Source organism: Nocardioides sp. NPDC058538 (assembly GCF_042719275.1).
Classification (GTDB): Bacteria; Actinomycetota; Actinomycetes; order Propionibacteriales; family Nocardioidaceae; genus Nocardioides.
This window is the reverse complement of sequence record NZ_JBHXNY010000002.1, coordinates 48539-63971: the sequence shown is the minus strand read 5'-3', so window position 1 is coordinate 63971 and position 15433 is coordinate 48539. Positions and strand designations below refer to the sequence as shown.

The 15433-nt window shown below is 69.9% G+C and carries 15 protein-coding genes; 6 read left to right on the top strand and 9 right to left on the bottom strand.

The annotated features are described in order from the left end of the window. The first annotated feature begins 56 nt into the window (after nt 1–56). From ACFWQC_RS02265 to ACFWQC_RS02250, 4 genes are read left to right on the top strand one after another with little or no spacing between them, the layout of a single operon-like run. Nucleotides 57–1037: an ABC transporter substrate-binding protein gene (locus tag ACFWQC_RS02265; RefSeq protein ID WP_378672474.1), complete on the top strand. Its 981-nt coding sequence runs from the start codon at nt 57–59 to the stop codon at nt 1035–1037. Next, nucleotides 1034–1855 carry an ABC transporter permease gene (locus ACFWQC_RS02260; RefSeq protein ID WP_378672471.1) on the top strand — a complete coding sequence of 274 codons (822 nt, stop codon included), beginning with the start codon at nt 1034–1036 and terminating at the stop codon, nt 1853–1855. The genes ACFWQC_RS02265 and ACFWQC_RS02260 overlap by 4 nt, the downstream gene beginning before the upstream one ends. Next, complete coding sequence (locus tag ACFWQC_RS02255; protein WP_378672468.1) at nt 1852–2628, top strand: ABC transporter permease; 777 nt, start codon at nt 1852–1854, stop codon at nt 2626–2628. The genes ACFWQC_RS02260 and ACFWQC_RS02255 overlap by 4 nt, the downstream gene beginning before the upstream one ends. A gap of 21 nt (nt 2629–2649) precedes the next feature. Continuing rightward, entirely contained in the window at nt 2650–3438 is a 789-nt protein-coding gene (locus ACFWQC_RS02250) for an ABC transporter ATP-binding protein (RefSeq protein WP_378672465.1), read from the top strand. Nucleotides 3439–3456: 18 nt separating this feature from the next. Here the strand turns inward: ACFWQC_RS02250 and ACFWQC_RS02245 are convergent, their stop codons facing one another. Beyond that, the gene (locus ACFWQC_RS02245; protein WP_378672462.1) at nt 3457–4110 is read right to left on the bottom strand and encodes a GntR family transcriptional regulator; all 654 of its coding nucleotides are present in this window, start codon (nt 4108–4110) and stop codon (nt 3457–3459) included. 77 nt (nt 4111–4187) lie between these two features. Then, nucleotides 4188–5903 carry a glycoside hydrolase family 13 protein gene (locus ACFWQC_RS02240; RefSeq protein ID WP_378672459.1) on the bottom strand — a complete coding sequence of 572 codons (1716 nt, stop codon included), beginning with the start codon at nt 5901–5903 and terminating at the stop codon, nt 4188–4190. Nucleotides 5904–6227: 324 nt separating this feature from the next. Between ACFWQC_RS02240 and ACFWQC_RS02235 the strand changes: the two genes are divergently transcribed. Beyond that, nucleotides 6228–6431, top strand: a complete 204-nt coding sequence (locus ACFWQC_RS02235; RefSeq protein ID WP_091053181.1) for a cold-shock protein — start codon at nt 6228–6230, stop codon at nt 6429–6431. An 84-nt stretch (nt 6432–6515) separates the two neighbouring features. Here the strand turns inward: ACFWQC_RS02235 and ACFWQC_RS02230 are convergent, their stop codons facing one another. Together ACFWQC_RS02230 and ACFWQC_RS02225 are read right to left on the bottom strand one after the other, a co-directional pair. Beyond that, nucleotides 6516–6992, bottom strand: a complete 477-nt coding sequence (locus ACFWQC_RS02230) for a YbaK/EbsC family protein (RefSeq protein WP_378672455.1) — start codon at nt 6990–6992, stop codon at nt 6516–6518. 10 nt (nt 6993–7002) lie between these two features. Next, nucleotides 7003–7701, bottom strand: coding sequence for a spermidine synthase (locus ACFWQC_RS02225; protein WP_378672452.1), 699 nt, complete (start codon nt 7699–7701; stop codon nt 7003–7005). Nucleotides 7702–7892: 191 nt separating this feature from the next. Here ACFWQC_RS02225 and ACFWQC_RS02220 point away from each other — a divergent pair, with 191 nt between their 5' ends. Then, complete coding sequence (locus ACFWQC_RS02220; protein ID WP_378672449.1) at nt 7893–9110, top strand: MHYT domain-containing protein; 1218 nt, start codon at nt 7893–7895, stop codon at nt 9108–9110. Between the two features lie 18 nt (nt 9111–9128). Here ACFWQC_RS02220 and ACFWQC_RS02215 read toward each other — a convergent pair whose 3' ends face one another. The 5 genes from ACFWQC_RS02215 to ACFWQC_RS02195 all read right to left on the bottom strand — a co-directional run bounded on the left by ACFWQC_RS02215 (nt 9129) and on the right by ACFWQC_RS02195 (nt 15366). Then, nucleotides 9129–12101, bottom strand: a complete 2973-nt coding sequence (locus ACFWQC_RS02215; protein WP_378672446.1) for a bifunctional [glutamine synthetase] adenylyltransferase/[glutamine synthetase]-adenylyl-L-tyrosine phosphorylase — start codon at nt 12099–12101, stop codon at nt 9129–9131. A gap of 27 nt (nt 12102–12128) precedes the next feature. Then, nucleotides 12129–12905: a type 1 glutamine amidotransferase gene (locus ACFWQC_RS02210; RefSeq protein ID WP_378672443.1), complete on the bottom strand. Its 777-nt coding sequence runs from the start codon at nt 12903–12905 to the stop codon at nt 12129–12131. A gap of 110 nt (nt 12906–13015) precedes the next feature. Continuing rightward, the gene (gene glnA, locus ACFWQC_RS02205) at nt 13016–14353 is read right to left on the bottom strand and encodes a type I glutamate--ammonia ligase (protein WP_355021185.1); all 1338 of its coding nucleotides are present in this window, start codon (nt 14351–14353) and stop codon (nt 13016–13018) included. Between the two features lie 49 nt (nt 14354–14402). Then, a complete protein-coding gene (locus ACFWQC_RS02200) occupies nt 14403–14594 on the bottom strand; it encodes a hypothetical protein (RefSeq protein WP_183545993.1) in 192 nt (63 codons plus the stop codon). 22 nt (nt 14595–14616) lie between these two features. After that, nucleotides 14617–15366 carry a hypothetical protein gene (locus ACFWQC_RS02195; RefSeq protein ID WP_378672440.1) on the bottom strand — a complete coding sequence of 250 codons (750 nt, stop codon included), beginning with the start codon at nt 15364–15366 and terminating at the stop codon, nt 14617–14619. Nucleotides 15367–15433: the final 67 nt, after the last annotated feature.

Sequence of the window (15433 nt, the reverse complement as noted above, 5' to 3'; positions counted from 1 at the left end):
GCGGGCACCACTAGGTTGTGCCGCGGTCGCTACCCCACAGCCCACGAGGAGTCCCGATGAACCGCTCCCCCGCCCGCGCCGCGCGTCGCGGTCTGGCAGCCACACTCGTTCTCGCCCTACCGCTCGCGCTCGGTGCCTGTGGTGGTGGCGAGTCCGCCGAGGAGGGTGCCGGTGGCGCCACCGAGATCACGGTCGGCGTGATCCCGGTCGTCGATGTCGCGCCCATCTATCTGGGGGTGGAGAAGGGGTTCTTCAAGGAGGAGGGCCTCGACGTCAACCTCGAGCTCGCCCAGGGCGGTGCCGCGATCATCCCCGCCGTGGCCAGCGGTCAGTACCAGTTCGGCTTCTCCAACACGACCTCCCTGCTCCTGGCCCAGACCCAGGAGGTTCCGGTCAAGGTCGTCACTGCCGGCGTCAACGCCACCGACGACCCGGCGGCCGACATGGCCGGTGTCCTGGTCAAGGCCGGCAGCGACATCACCTCGCCCAAGGACCTGGAGGGCAAGAAGGTCGCGGTCAACACGCTCAAGAACATCAACACGACCACCACCAACGAGCTCGTCCGCCAGGACGGCGGCGACCCGACCAAGATCGAGTACGTCGAGCTGGCCTTCCCCGAGATCGGCCCGGCCATCGAGAAGGGCGACGTCGACGCGGGTCAGGTCGTCGAGCCGTTCCTCACCATCGGCACCCAGGGCGGCATGACCGACCTCGGCTCCAACTTCGTCGCCGCCGACCCGGGTCTCGCGGTCGCGGAGTACTTCACCTCGACGAACCATGCCGAGTCCGACGCCGACACCGTCGAGGCCTTCACCGCCGCGATGAACAAGTCGCTCGACTACGCCCAGCAGCACCAGGACGAGGTCAAGGAGATCCTCCCGACCTACACCGACATCGACGACAAGGTGCTCGCCGAGCTCAACATGCCGCAGTGGACATCCGAGATCGATGCCGAGTCGATCCAGAAGCTGGCGGACCTCTCGAAGGCGGACGGTCTGTTCACCAAGGACCCGGACGTGGACGCCCTGCTTCCATGACCGTCACGACCCTGCCCGTGGCCGGCACCCGCCCCAGGCGGATCGCCGGCCGGGGCCGGGACGCTGCCCTGGGCGTACTCGGCCTGCTCGTCGTCGTCGGGCTGGCCGAGGCGCTGCCGCGTCTCGGCATCGTCAACGGCAGCTATCTTCCGCCGGCGAGCGCGATGTTCACCGAGCTGTTCGACCAGCTCGGCGAGGCCGCCTTCTGGACCGACCTCGGCGCCACCCTCCGGGGCTGGGCCACCGGCCTGGCCATCGCGATGGCCGCCGGCATCGTGCTCGGCGTGGTCATCGGCTCGGTCGGCTTCCTGCGCGACCTGACCGCCTCCACGATCGAGTTCCTGCGCCCGATCCCCTCGGTCGCCCTGATCCCCCTCGTCGTGCTCCTCTACGGCAGCCGGCCGACCTCGGCGCTGATCCTGGTCGTGTACGCCGCGTTCTGGCAGATCCTCGTGCAGGTGCTCTACGGGGTCGCCGACGTGGACCCGGTCGTACGCGACACCGCCCGCTCCTACCGCTTCTCGCGGCTGGCCACCGTCCGCACGGTCCTCTGGCCCACCGCGCTCCCCTACGTCATGACCGGCTTCCGGCTGGCCGCCTCGGTCGCGCTGATCCTGGAGATCACCGCCGAGCTGATCATCGGCGTGCCCGGCCTCGGCAGGTCCATCGGCGTCGCCCAGTCCTCCGGCGCGGTCGAGAAGACGTACGCCCTGGTCATCGTCGTCGGGCTCATCGGCGTCGCCGTCAACCTGGTCGCCCGGGCCCTGGAACGGCGCACGCTCCGCTGGCACGTCTCGATCCGCAAGGAGGCCCGATGAGATTCGCACGGACCATCGCGTACGCCCTCGCCCTTCCGATCGTGCTGGTCGCGGTGTGGTGGTTCGCCTCGGCCGGCTCCACGAGCGTCTTCTGGCCGCCGCTGTCCAAGATCGTCGGCGTCTTCGGGGAGACCTGGACCGCGGACCGCTGGCGCGGCGATGTGCTGCCCAGTCTGGCGCGGCTCGCGATCGGCTATCTGCTCGCACTGGCCGGCGGCGTACTCCTCGGGGTCGTCATCGGCCTCTACCGCCCGGTCCGCGCGTTCTGCGAGCCGACGCTGGAGTTCTTCCGGGCCGTGCCGCCGCCGGTCCTGGTGCCGGTGATCGCGCTGTTCCTCGGCTACACCGGCGACGCGTCCAAGATCGTCACGATCGCGCTCGGCTGCCTGTGGCCGATCCTGCTCAACACCGTCGAAGGCGTACGCGGACTGGACGAGGTCATGCTCGACACCGCCCGCTGCTACCGGTTCAGCGCCTGGACCCGGCTGAGGCAGGTGGTGCTGCGCGGGGCCTCGCCGCAGATCGCGGCGGGAGCGCGCCAGGCGCTGTCGATCGGCGTCATCCTGATGGTGATCAGCGAGCTCTTCGGCGCCAACCGCGGCCTCGGCGCCTCGATCGTGCAGTTCCAGCGCAGCTTCGCCGTGCCCCAGATGTGGACCGGGATCATCCTCCTCGGAATGCTCGGCTTCCTGCTCTCGGTCCTGTTCCGTCTCGTCGAGCACTACTCGCTCGCCTGGTACCGCGGCCTGCGCCAGGCCGACCGCGGCGCCTGACCCCGCACCCGAGGAGAACCCGTGTCAACTGCGCTGGACGTACGTGGCCTGAAGAAGACCTACACCACCGGCGGCACCTCCCTGGAGGCCATCGAGCAGCTCGACTTCTCGATCGGCCAGGGCGAGCTGGTCTGCATCGTCGGCCCCTCCGGCGCCGGCAAGACCACCCTGCTGCGCTGCATCAGCGGCCTCCTCGACGCCACCGCCGGCGTCGTCGAGCTCGACGGCATCCCGGTCACCGAGCCGCCGGCCGGGATGGCGGTGGTCTTCCAGGAGTACGGCCGCTCGCTGTTCCCCTGGCTCACCGTCCGACAGAACGTCGAGCTGCCGCTCAAGGAGAAGAAGGTCCCGCGGGCGCGCCGGACCGAGCTGGTCGACGAGGCGCTCTCGGCCGTCGGGCTGACCGACTCAGCCTCCTCTCATCCCTGGCAGCTCTCCGGCGGCATGCAGCAGCGGGTCGCGATCGCCCGTGCGATCGCCTACGAGCCCTCGGTCCTGCTGATGGACGAGCCGTTCGCCGCCGTCGACGCTCAGACCCGGGCCGACCTGGAGGATCTCGTCCGCGAGCTGTGGAAGCGGCTCGGCGTGACGGTCCTGTTCGTCACCCACGACATCGACGAGGCCGTCTATCTCGGCCAGCGGGTGCTCGTGCTCTCCAACCGGCCGACGGTGATCCTGAAGGACGTGGCCATCGACCTCCCCGACGAGCGCGACCAGCTGACCACCCGCTCCGCTCCGCGTTTCGCGGAGCTGCGCGCACACGTCTACGAGCTGATCCAGAAGGCCAAGAAGGGCGAGCGTCCCGTGTGACGACCTCGACAGGGTCTCCTATCGGGACGGGGCGATCTCGCGCACGGCCTCGAGGACGCTGGCAAGGTGCGCGCGCACGGCGGTGTCCGCGGCAGCGGGGTCGCGCCGGGCGAGCGCCTCGATGATCGCGAGGTGCTGGGGCAGCGAGACCTGGGAGCGACCGGGTCGGTAGGCGAGCCGGTACTGGTGACGTACGCTCCGGCCCTGGAGTCGCGCGAGCGTCTCGGCCGCGACCTGCTGACCGGAGATGGCCACGAAGCGCTCGTCGAGGTGGGTGTTGAGGCGGGAGTAGGTGCCGACGTCGCCGGAGGCGACCGCGGCCGACATCTCCTCGCCGAGCCGGCGCAGCTCGGCGATCTCCTCGTCGGTGATCTTCTCGGCGGCCTTGGCCGCGCACAGCGCCTCGACGGCGGCGCGGACCTCGATGATCTCGACGGCCTCCTCGGTGCTGACCACCCGCACCCGGGCGCCGCGGTTGGCGATCCGCTCGACCAGGCCCTCGTGGGTGAGGTCGATCAGGGCGCCGCGTACGGCACCGCGGCTGGCACCGAGCGACTCGGAGAGGTCGGCCTCGACCAGGCGCTGGCCGGCGACGAGCTCACCCTCGAGAATGTCGCGGCGGATCGCCTCCGCCACGTCGTGCTGGGTTACCTGGGCCGGCGAGACCGTCACGTGTCCTCCTTGGTCGGGTCCATGGAGCGTACCAAAATTGTTGACAATCTTGTGAGACGATCCCGCCGACCCGGGGCTCAGTCGACCGCGGGCGCGATGATCCAGACCGCCGCGTCGGTGGGCAGGTCGCCCACGACCGGGTCGCCGCTGTACATCACGATCTCGCCCTCGGGAAGCGGCGTCGGCTCCATGCCGCAGTTGAGGACGACGATCAGGTCGGTCCTTGCCCCCAGACCGGGCGCAGCCGGCGAACCGCCGACCCCGCCGCGCCGGAACGAGACGACACCCTCGGGTGCGTCCAGGAGCTCCACGTCCTCGTCGGCACCGAGCGCGAAGGCGCGTCGTGCCGCCAGCGCCGCCCGGTAGAACTCCAGCGTGGAGTCCCGGACACCGTTCTGGGCGGCCACGGTGAGGTCGACCCACTCGGCCGGCTGCGGCAGCCACGGCTGCGTCGGCAGCTTCCCGCTTCGCGGGATCACTCCCTCGTTCGGCGCAAGCGGACGAGCAAGCTCGCCGCTCGACCTCACTCCGGTCGTCTCCTCGTCGGGCACCTCGCTGAACCCGAAGGGCGGCTCGAACCCGCTCCACGGCAGCGGCACCCGGCACCCGTCACGACCGCCCTCACCGGTCTCCGACCACGGATCCTCCTGATACTCCGGCGGCAGATAGACCTGCGGCAGGCCCAGCTCCTCTCCCTGGTAGAGGTACGCAGACCCCGGAAGCGCCAGCATCGTCAGGGTCGCCGCGCGCGCCCGGTGAAGCGCCTGCAGCCCGTCGCCATAACGCGAGCGGTGGCGTACGACATCGTGGTTGGACAGGACCCAGGTCGGCGCCGCCCGCGAAGGACCGAGCGCCTTCAGCGTCGACCCGATGACGTTGGTGAACGCCTCGGCCGACCAGGGCGCCTGCAGCCAGGAGAAGTTGAACGCCTGGTTGAACTCGTCGGCACGTACGTAGCGCCGCAGCTCCGCCGGACCGGGGGTCCAGGCCTCGGCGACCATCATCCGGTCGCCGTCGAAGGAGTCGATCAGCTTGCGCCAGGCGCGATAGATCTCGTGGACGCCCAGGTTGTCCCACATCGGCGCGTCGGTGACGCCGCGCTCGTACATCACCGCGGCGTCGGAGGTCGGCGCGAGCCCCTCGGGGACGACCTGGTCGCGCAGCTCCTTGAAGAGCCCGTGGGCGATGTCGACCCGGAAGCCGTCCACGCCCCGGTCGAGCCAGAAGGTGAGGATCTTGGTGAACTCCTCGACCACCTCGGGGTTGTGCCAGTTGAGGTCGGGCTGGTCGTCGTCGAAGAGGTGCAGGTACCACTGCCCGCCCTCGATCCGCGTCCACGCCGGACCGCCGAAGACCGAGCGCCAGTTGGTGGGCGGCTCCTCGCCGTTCTCGCCGCGGCCGTCGCGGAAGATGTAGCGGTCCCTGGCCGGCGACCCGGGTTCCGCCGCGCGCGCCTCCACGAACCACGGGTGCGCCGAGGAGGTGTGGTTGGGGACCAGGTCGACGATGACCTTCAGGGCGAGCTCGTGAGCACGCGCGATCAGGTGGTCGGCGTCGGCCAGCGTGCCGAAGATAGGGTCGACGTCGCAGTAGTCGGCGACGTCGTAGCCGTGGTCGTTCTGCGGCGAGGTGTAGAACGGGCAGATCCAGATCGCATCGACGCCCAGCGCGGCGAGGTAGTCCAGGTGGTCGGTGATCCCCTGCAGGTCACCGAGCCCGTCGCCGTTCGAGTCCGCGAACGAACGCGGGTAGATCTGATATGCGACGGCTTCGCGCCACCATGGCTGGTCCACGTGGACCCCTATTCTCGTCGGTTGGCCACCAGTACCCCGATCTTGTCGATGTGATGCTCGGGGTTGTCAAACCGGGCGGCCCGCAGCGGCCTGCTTTTCGAACGGATCCGGGGCCTGAAACGCCGAAAAACAGGGGTTGCCCGAACTCGGCTTGTGGGATGTAGGCTTGTCTACGTTGAAGGAGGCGCTCCCACGCGCTTCGCGGTTGCTCTCGGTGACCGTTCGTGCAGCACTTGGTCTTCCGCAGAAGCAGAAATCAGGACTCGTGGATTCAACGCCCAAAGGGCGGCACGGAGTCGCCCTGTGTACACAAGGATTAGATTCATGACTCAGGGAACCGTGAAGTGGTTCAACGGCGACAAAGGCTTCGGCTTCATCGCCCAGGACAACGGGGGCGACGATGTCTTCGTGCACTTCTCCGCGATCCAGACCAACGGCTACAAGACGTTGGACGAGAACCAGCGCGTCGAGTTCGACGTGACCCAGGGCCCCAAGGGCCCGCAGGCCGAGAACGTCCGCCCGGTCTGACCAAAGACCTAGCTGACATTTCAGCAAAGGCAGCCCCGCTCCTGCTTCGGCAGGGCGGGGCTGTCCCCTTTGTGGGGTCGGTGCCTACTCAGGAAGCCTGGTGACGTCGACCCAGCCCCGGGCTTCGCTGATCGTCTCCAGGTCGCCGAGAGTGAGCGCGATCGTCGTGTTGGCGCTCCCCGCAGCCGGGTAGACCATGTCGAAGCGCTTCATCGAGGCGTCGAGCCAGACCTCGGCCGCCGGCGGGTTGCCGAACGGGCAGACGCCGCCGATCGCGTGGCCGGTCATCGGCTCCACGTCCTCGGCGGCGAGCATCCGCGCCTTGGTGCCGAAGTGGGCCTTGAACTTCGCGTTGGCGATCTTGGCGTCGCCGGCCGCGACGATGAGGATCGCGGCGGTCCGGTCCTCGGTGTAGAGGCTGATGGTCTTGGCGATCTCCGCCGGCGAGACCCCGAGAGCGACCGCGGCGAGCTCGACGGTCGCCTTCGACTCCACCGACTCGATGATGTCTCCACCGCGTCCGAATCGGTCCAGGTGGGTGCGGGCCAGCTCGATCGACATGCCCGCCAGCCTAGCGGCGCGTCCCGCCGCCGAAGGAGTCGGCGACGGCGCGGTCGGTGAAGATCCGGTACTCCATCGGAGAGGGCGACCCGAACGGCGAGCCCAGCACCGCACCACAGACGATCACCAGATTGCCGGGGCGGCGGCCCTTCATCGTCGCCGGCTCTACACCGACGACCATGTCGCCGAGGTCGCGGGCCGCCGCGACGAAGTCACGCGCCTGGGGGAACGGCGCCCGGTCGACGAGGTTGGCGACGAAGACCCCGGAGGGGGCGAGCACGCGGCGTACGTCCTCGATGAAGGCGGCGGAGACGAGGTCGTCCGGGGTGCGACCGCCGTCGAAGGCGTCGAGGATCACCAGGTCGGCGAAGCCGTCGCGTACGCCGCCGATGCCGCTCTTCCCGTCGACCGGGCGCACCTTGATGCCGCTGCGCGGCGGGAGCGGCGCCTCGCTGCGTACGCGCTCGATGATCTCGACCGACGGCTCGAGCACGATCTGGGAAGAGCGCGGCCGGGTCGCGTGGACGTAGCGCGCCAGCGTCATCGCAGCGCCGCCGACATGCAGAACCCGCACTGGCCCTGGAGGCAGTCGGTCGATAACATCCCCGATACGCCTCATGTAGTCGAACACGAGGCGGGTCGGATCCCCCAGATCGACAGCCGACTGCTTCATCGCGTCGAGCTCGAGCACATATACATCGTCGGCCATAGCGGCCATACCCTACCCCCCACATGGAAATGGGGGACCTGTTCCTCTATTGTGACCCGCGCGACAACGGCACCATTGCCCGCTATGGATCCATCTCGGATACCCCTCGGGGTATCTTTACATGTTTCCAGATCAACCTCGCCGATCCCCCACACCCCATCCGGCGAGGAACGAGAGGAAGTCAAAGCAGCGTGACAACCATCGAAGAAGTCACGATCGGGGCGTTCAGCCAACCCCTGGTTGGGATGTCGTTCATCATCTCCGTCCTCGGTTCCTGGGTCGGTCTGACCTGTGCTACCCGCGCTCGGCTGCGCGGCACCGGCACCGGCGCCTGGCTCTGGCTCTTCGGCGCGGCCGCCTCGATCGGCGGGGGCGCGATCTGGTCCATGCACTTCATCGGCATGCTCGCCTTCGACAGTCACGTGGCGTACGCCCTCGACGTCGGCACCACTCTCATCTCGCTCGCCGTCGCGATCATCGCGGCGATGGTCGGCATGCTCATCGCGACCGCCATGCGCGGCAACGCGGGCTACATCGTCGGTGGCCTGGTCACCGGTGCCGGCGTGTGCGCGATGCACTACACCGGCATGTACGCGATGGACATGAGCGCCAAGATGGTCTGGAAGCCGGCGGTCGTCGTCGCCTCCGTCGTCATCGCGCTGGTCGCCTCGGCTCTCGCGCTCTTCTTCGCCTTCAACGTCACCACGCGGCTGATGCGTGTCGGCGCTGCCGTCATCATGGGCATCGGCGTGTGCGTCATGCACTACACCGGCATGCTCGCTCTCGAGATCCACAGCTCCCCCGACGACAAGCTCGGGCACGTCACCGGTGCGGACCCGGTCTACCTGGCGATGCCGATCTTCGCGATCTCGGCCGGCATGCTGATCGTGATCGGCTTCGCCACCATGTTCGCGGGCATCAACGACGATCTCGAGGACCCGTGGACCCCGGACCAGCGGGCGGTGACCTCCGACTCCGGCGCCCACGCGATGATGCCGCAGCGGCCCGCTCTGGGGCTGCCCTCCTACCCCAGCCACGAGCCCGACCTGCTCCAGCAGCCGCGCCAGCCGCTGCAGCCGCTCCCGACGCGTGAGCCGGCGGCCTCCGGCAGCCCGCAGGCGAACCAGCCCGCGGGAGGAGGCATCGGCAACATGTTCTCCCAGCGCCCCCAGAGCCCGGCCGAGCGCCCCCAGCGTCCGACCCAGCTGCGCCCGCAGAACGGACGCTGGACACCCCGCCCCTACGCCCAGCAGCCCTCGAACGGCTTCCCGGAGCGGCGGACGGACCTGTTCAACCCGCAGGGTGGACAGCCCGGCGAGGAGGCGACCAACGAGCCGCCGGCTCAGCCGCAGCCTCGGGCGCCCCGCAATCCGGGCTGGCTGCCTCCGCGCAACGACAACAACCTGTAGGCCGAGTAGATCTGGGGCCTACTCCCAGAAGACGCGCTCGACCACACCGTGGGCGAGGCGGGTCATCCGCAGGTAGTCGTTGACCAGCTCGTCGGTCGCGCCCGCCGGATAACCGAGGATGGCCGCGACGGCGTGCTGTTCGACGGGCCCGGCGGGCAGTGAGTCCGCCGGGCGGCCGCGCGCGAGCGTGACCGCGTTACGGACCCGGCTGACCATCCGCCATGCCTCGATGAGCGTCTCGGCGTCGTCGGCCTCGATCAACGAGGCGTCGCGGGCGGCCTGCAGCGCCTCGACGGTGCGTGGCGTACGCAGCCCCGGCACCGCGTACGCATGCCGCATCTGCAGCAGCTGGGCGGTCCATTCGATGTCGGCGAGCCCGCCACGGCCGAGCTTGAGATGGGTGTTGGGGTCGGCACCGCGGGGCAGCCGCTCGTGGTCGACACGGCCCTTGATGCGGCGCACCTCGACTATGTCGTCCTCGCTCAGCCCACCCTCGGGGTAGCGCAGCGGGTCGATCATCTCGGTGAACGCCTCGCGCACCTGCGGGTCGCCGACGACGGCGTCTGCGCGCAGCAGCGCCTGCGACTCCCAGATGCCCGACCACTTCGCGTAGTAGGAGGCGTACGCCGGCAGTGTCCGCACCAGCGCGCCCTGCCGCCCCTCGGGGCGCAGGTCGGCGTCGATCTCCAGGGGCGGGTCGGCACCCGGCAGGGCGAGCAGCCGGCGCAGGTCGGCGATGACCTTGAGCGCGAACTGGGTCGCCTCGCCCGGGTCTGCACCCTCGACGGGCCGGTGGACGAAGAGCACGTCGGCATCGGAGGCGTAGGAGAGCTCGAACCCGCCGTAGCGGCCCATCGCGATGATGGCGATCCGCGTCGGAGGCCCGTCGATCCCACGGCGGGCGACCTCCTCGGCCACGACCGTGCGCAGCGAGGCCTCCAAGGTGGCGTCGGTCAGCCGGGACAGGGCGGCACCGATGGTGTCGATCCCGGCCTCACCGAGGAGCTCGGCGGCCGAGATCCGGAACAGCTCGCGGCGGCGGATCGCCCGGATGTGGCGTACGGCCTCCTCGGCGGAGGTGGTGGTGCGCCGACGGGCGGCGCGGGCGACCATCTCGTCGGTGAGCGCCTCGGCCGAGAGCGGTGCCAGATCATGGCCCAGCAGGCGCAGCGCCTCGGGCTCCCGCTCGAGCAGCGCCGTGGTGTAGCGCGAGGTGGACAGGATCGTGGCGAAGCGTTGCGCGACCAGGCCCTCGTCGCGCAGTGAGCGCAGATACCAGGGCGTGGCGCCGAGGGCGTCGGAGATCCGGCGGAACCCGAAGAGCCCGGCGTCGGGGTCCGAGCCCTCGGAGAGCCACTCCAGCATCACCGGCAGCAGCGCCCGCTGCAGCGCGGCGCGCCGGGAGACGCCTGTGGTGAGCGCCTCGAGGTGACGCAGGGCAGCCTTGGGGTCGGCGTAGCCCAGCGCGGTCAGCCGCTCCTCGGCAGCCTTCGCGGAGAGGTGGGCCTGGCCGGACGGGATCCGGGCGACCGCGTCGAGGAGCGGTCGGTAGAAGAGCTTCTCGTGGAGGCGGCGTACCTCGATCCGCTGGTGGCCCCACTCCTTCTCCAGCCGCACCACCGGGTCGCGCAGGTAGCCGAGCGAGCGCGCCAGCCAGCGCAGCGACTCCTCGTCGTCGGGAACGACGTGGGTGCGCCGAAGCCGGTAGAGCTGGAGCCGGTGCTCCATCCGGCGCAGGAACGCGTAGGCCTCGTGCATGGCCTCGCCGTCCTCGCGCCCGACATAGCCGGAGCGGGTCAGCGCCGCCAGCGCGGAGAGCGTGGTGGGCTGGCGGATCCCGGTGTCGGTGCGGCCGTGGACCAGCTGCAGCAGCTGCACGGCGAACTCCACGTCGCGCAGCCCGCCGGCGCCGAGCTTGAGCTCGCGGTCGGCCTCCCGCGACGGGAGGTGCGCGATGACCCGGCGCCGCATCTTCTGGGTGTCGGAGACGAAGCCGTCGCGCTCGGCGGCCTTCCACACGAACGGGTTGACGGCGTCGATGTAGGCCCGACCCAGAGCGACGTCGCCCGCGGCCGGCCGGGCCTTGAGCAGCGCCTGGAACTCCCAGGTGCTCGCCCAGCGCTCGTAGTAGCCGACGTGGCCGGGGATCGTGCGCGAGAGCGCGCCCGCCTTGCCCTCGGGACGCAGCGCGGCGTCGACCGGCCAGATGGTGCCCTCGCCCGTATGGGCGGAGCAGACCTGGATCAGGTTGCTGGCGAGCTGGGTGGCGACCCGCAGCGAGACGTCGTCGGCGACCCCTTCGGCGGCCTCGTGGACGAAGATCACGTCGACGTCGGAGACGTAGTTGAGCTCGTGGCCGCCGCACTTGCCCATCGCGACGACGGCCAGCCGGACCTTGTCGGCGTCCACGCCCACCCGCGCGCGGGCGACCGCGAGCGCGGCGTCGAGGGTGGCGCAGGCCAGGTCGGAGAGCTCGGCGGCGACATCGTCGACCGGGAGCTGGTGGGCCAGGTCGCGGGCGGCCAGCCGGAGCAGCCAGCGGCGGTACTCCACCCGCAGCGCGTCGACCGCCTCCGCGTCCGGGACCGTCGCCACCGGGTTCTCATCGGTCGGCTTCGCGCCGACGGCCCCGAGCAGCGAAGCCCGGAAGACGTACGCAGCGGGCCTGGTCGTGCCGAGGGTCGGGTCGGCCAGCTGGCGCCAGTGATCGGGATGGCGGGCCAGGTGGTCGGTCAGCGCGGGCGAGGCGCCGAGCACCGAGACCAGCCGCATCGCGGTTCCCTCATCGCTGGCGAGCTCCTCGATGAAGCCGTCGCCCTGGGACTCGGCGAGCGTGACCAGACCGGCCAGCGCCGCATCGGGGTCGGCCGCCTGACCCAGGATCGCCAACAGCTCATGGGCGCCGGCGCCGAGACCTGCCAGATCCGCCAGGGCCGTGTCCGGGTCGTTGAAGCCGAGCCGGAGCAGCTCGCCCTTGCCTGGCAACGTCATGGCCCCGATTCTGTCACCCGCTCGGACTCAGGCGCTCCAGGGCCTGAGTGTCGGGATGTCCCCGCCACGGGTGCCGCCGGGGGCGACGGCGGCGATGCGTTCACGGACCAGGCGAGCGAACCCGAAGGCCAGCGGCTGCCAGGTCTTGATCAGCTCCCTCTCGGCGAAGGTGGCCGTCGCGACCACGTCGTCGACGCTGCGTCCGATCTGCTCGAGCTCCTCGACGGACTCCTCGGCCCAGACCGCGACCGCGGCGGCGTCGACCTCGGGGTGGAACTGCACGCCCCACACGGTCGGGGCGAACCGCGCCGCCTGGACCTGCCCGTCGATCGAGCTGGCCAGCTCGACGGTGCCCTCGGGCAGCTGGCCGACGACGTCGCGGTGCCAGTGCATGGCGCGGTCGTCGCCTGCCAGCAGGCGCATCAGCGGGTCGAAGAGCACCTCGGGCTCCCAGGTCACCTGGCGCACGCCCACGGTCAGCCCGAACGGGCTGCGCTCCACGGTGCCGCCGAGCGCCATCGCGGCCAGCTGGTGGCCCAGGCAGATCCCGAGCGTCGGGATCCCGGCCTCGGCGGCCTGCGCGATCCGCTCGCGGGTGACCTGGAGCCAGGGGTGCTCATCGTCGGAGTCGGCGTCCATCGAGCCGCCCATCACGAGCAGCCCCGAGTAGGAGGCGTCCAGCGACGAGAGCGGCGGGATCGGCTCGGCGTACGCCCGACAGACGTCGACGCACATGCCCGCCTCAGCCAGCCAATGACCGAACAACGCCGGCGGAACTGTCTCCTCGTGCTGGATCACAAGCACTCGGGGAAGACTCAACGACATCACCACTCTCCCGTTCGATCCAGTGTGGCAGCACCGGATCGGAAGTGTGGAATCGGGCTTGAGTTTCCTTGACAACCAGTTATCGGAGGTCAGATGACAGGCAGCATCCGGGAGCGCTCGTAGGCGGTCACCTGCTCACGGTAGGCGGCCCACTCGGCACGCTTGTTGCGCAGGAAGAAGTCGAAGACGTGCTCGCCGAGGGTCTCGGCGAGGAGCTCGGAGTCCTCGGCCATCCCGATCGCCTCGTCGAGGTTCTCCGGCAGCGGGTCGATGCCGAGGCTCTTGCGCTCGCGCTCGGTCAGCGCCCACACATCGTCCTCGGCCTCACGCGGCAGCTCGTAGCCTTCCTCGATCCCCTTCATGCCCGCCGCCAGGATCACGGCGAAGGCCAGATAGGGGTTGCAGGCGGCGTCGAGGCTCCTGACCTCGATGCGGGTCGACTGGCCCTTGAGCGGCTTGTACATCGGCACCCGGACCAGCGCCGAGCGGTTGTTGTGGCCCCAGGCGACGTGAGCCGGCGCCTCTCCCCCGCCGATCAGGCGCTTGTAGGAGTTGACCCACTGGTTGGTCACCGCGGTGATCTCGCCGGCGTGGCGGAGCACGCCGCCGATGAAGCTGCGACCGGTCTTGGAGAGCTGGTATTCGGCGCCCGGCTCGTAGAACGCGTTGGCGTCGCCCTCGAACAGGCTCACGTGGGTGTGCATGCCCGAGCCCGGGTGCTCGGTGAACGGCTTCGGCATGAAGCTCGCCCAGATGCCCTGGCTCAGTGCCACCTCCCGGATGACCGTACGGAAGGTCATGATGTTGTCGGCGGTGCTCAGCGCGTCGGCATAGCGCAGGTCGATCTCGTTCTGGCCAGGCCCGCCCTCGTGGTGGCTGTATTCCACCGAGATCCCCATCGCCTCCAGCATCGTGATCGCCTCACGCCGGAAGTCGGCGCCCATCGACTGGGCGGTGTGGTCGAAGTAGCCGCTGGAGTCGACCGGGGTCGGCTCGCTGCCGTCTCGCGGGTTGTCCTTGAAGAGGTAGAACTCGATCTCGGGGTGTGTGTAGAAGGTGAAGCCCTTCTCCGCGGCGTTGGACAGGGTGCGCTTGAGCACGTAGCGCGGGTCGGCGTAGGACGGCGAACCGTCGGGCATCACGATGTCGCAGAACATCCGGCCCGTGGACGGGCCATCGGTGCGCCACGGCAGGATCTGGAACGTGCTCGGATCCGGCAGGGCCAGCATGTCGGCCTCGGTCACGCGCGCGAACCCCTCGATCGCGCTGCCGTCGAAGCCGATGCCCTCCGCAAAGGCACTCTCGAGCTCGGCCGGCGCCACCGCGACCGACTTCAGATAGCCGAGCACGTCGGTGAACCACAGCCGCACGAAACGTACGTCCCGCTCTTCGAGTGCCCGGAGCACGAAGTCCTGTTGCTTGCCCATGCGTGAACACTAACGGTCCGACGTTACAGCCGGGATCTCCGCGCCACGGTCAGCGGCCGGGACCTCTGAAGATCGAGATCACCAGCGCCACCCCGAACCCCGCCAGGGCCGCTCCGAGGACCGACCAGGCGGTGCTCGTGCCCCCTCCGCCGAGATAGCCCATGCCGGTCAGCGCCAGCGCTCCGCCGGCCAGGAGAAGCACGGCGGCCACCAGGAGCCCAAGAGCCTTACCCACAGTCATGACACCGCAATCTACGACGGGCTCAGGTGATGACCAGAGCGAGGGTCACCAGCGAGGTCATCCAGGAGACGAAGCTGCCGACCAGGAAGTATTCGGTCACGTCGTTGATGCTCGGTCCCTCGTGCTCACCGCGGAACGACTGCAGCTCCGGCCAGCGGATCAGGCCCTTGGCCGCTACCACCAGACCGGCGGCGGCGAGGTTGCCGGTGAGACCCAGCCCGAAGATCGTCAGTCGCTCGAGCGGGCCCAAGAGCCGGCCGCCCTTCAGGTTGTTGCCGTCGACACCGTCGAGCGGGTTGGAGACCTTGGCGACGTCGAGGACGAGCTGCACCACGACGTTGCCGGTCGAGACCTGGACCAGCAGGCCACCGAAGACGAGCAGCACCGCCTCGGGCCGCGCCGCCTCGACCCAGACCCAGGGCGCCTGCTCCGCCCACGCGGCGACCGGTCCACCGACCTCGCCGGCCACCGGGGCCAGCAGGATCCCGACGAAGATCGCCCCGCCGAGCAGAGCCAGCGGGATCCCGGGGTGAGGATTCTTGTCCGCGCCCTGAGGCTGGTGGGCCAGGAAGCCCCACAGCACGGTGATCCCGGCGATCACGATCACGGCCGCCAGGTCACCTCCGAAGAGAGCCGAGAGCAGGCCGAAAGCGACCACCGCGGCTGCCCCGATCACCTCGGGGACCCAGCGGATCCGCCTGAGGGGGTCGATGATCGCGTGGGCGAAGTCGACCGTCCCGACCCCGATCAGCAGCAACGCGATCCAGCTCATGCCGCCACCTCCGCGCTTCGCGCGGTGACTCGCGGCGGCATGATGACCTGCTCGCTCGCTCGCTCGC

What these genes read in the sequence shown, in the direction of transcription:
- ACFWQC_RS02195 (WP_378672440.1), bottom strand. Translation starts at nt 15,366, where the DNA reads ATGAGCTGGATCGCGTTGCTGCTGATCGGGGTCGGGACGGTCGACTTC.
- ACFWQC_RS02260 (WP_378672471.1), top strand. Translation starts at nt 1,034, where the DNA reads ATGACCGTCACGACCCTGCCCGTGGCCGGCACCCGCCCCAGGCGGATC.
- ACFWQC_RS02235 (WP_091053181.1), top strand. Translation starts at nt 6,228, where the DNA reads ATGACTCAGGGAACCGTGAAGTGGTTCAACGGCGACAAAGGCTTCGGC.
- glnA (WP_355021185.1), bottom strand. Translation starts at nt 14,353, where the DNA reads ATGGGCAAGCAACAGGACTTCGTGCTCCGGGCACTCGAAGAGCGGGAC.
- ACFWQC_RS02225 (WP_378672452.1), bottom strand. Translation starts at nt 7,701, where the DNA reads ATGGCCGACGATGTATATGTGCTCGAGCTCGACGCGATGAAGCAGTCG.
- ACFWQC_RS02215 (WP_378672446.1), bottom strand. Translation starts at nt 12,101, where the DNA reads ATGACGTTGCCAGGCAAGGGCGAGCTGCTCCGGCTCGGCTTCAACGAC.
- ACFWQC_RS02200 (WP_183545993.1), bottom strand. Translation starts at nt 14,594, where the DNA reads ATGACTGTGGGTAAGGCTCTTGGGCTCCTGGTGGCCGCCGTGCTTCTC.
- ACFWQC_RS02255 (WP_378672468.1), top strand. Translation starts at nt 1,852, where the DNA reads ATGAGATTCGCACGGACCATCGCGTACGCCCTCGCCCTTCCGATCGTG.
- ACFWQC_RS02230 (WP_378672455.1), bottom strand. Translation starts at nt 6,992, where the DNA reads ATGTCGATCGAGCTGGCCCGCACCCACCTGGACCGATTCGGACGCGGT.
- ACFWQC_RS02265 (WP_378672474.1), top strand. Translation starts at nt 57, where the DNA reads ATGAACCGCTCCCCCGCCCGCGCCGCGCGTCGCGGTCTGGCAGCCACA.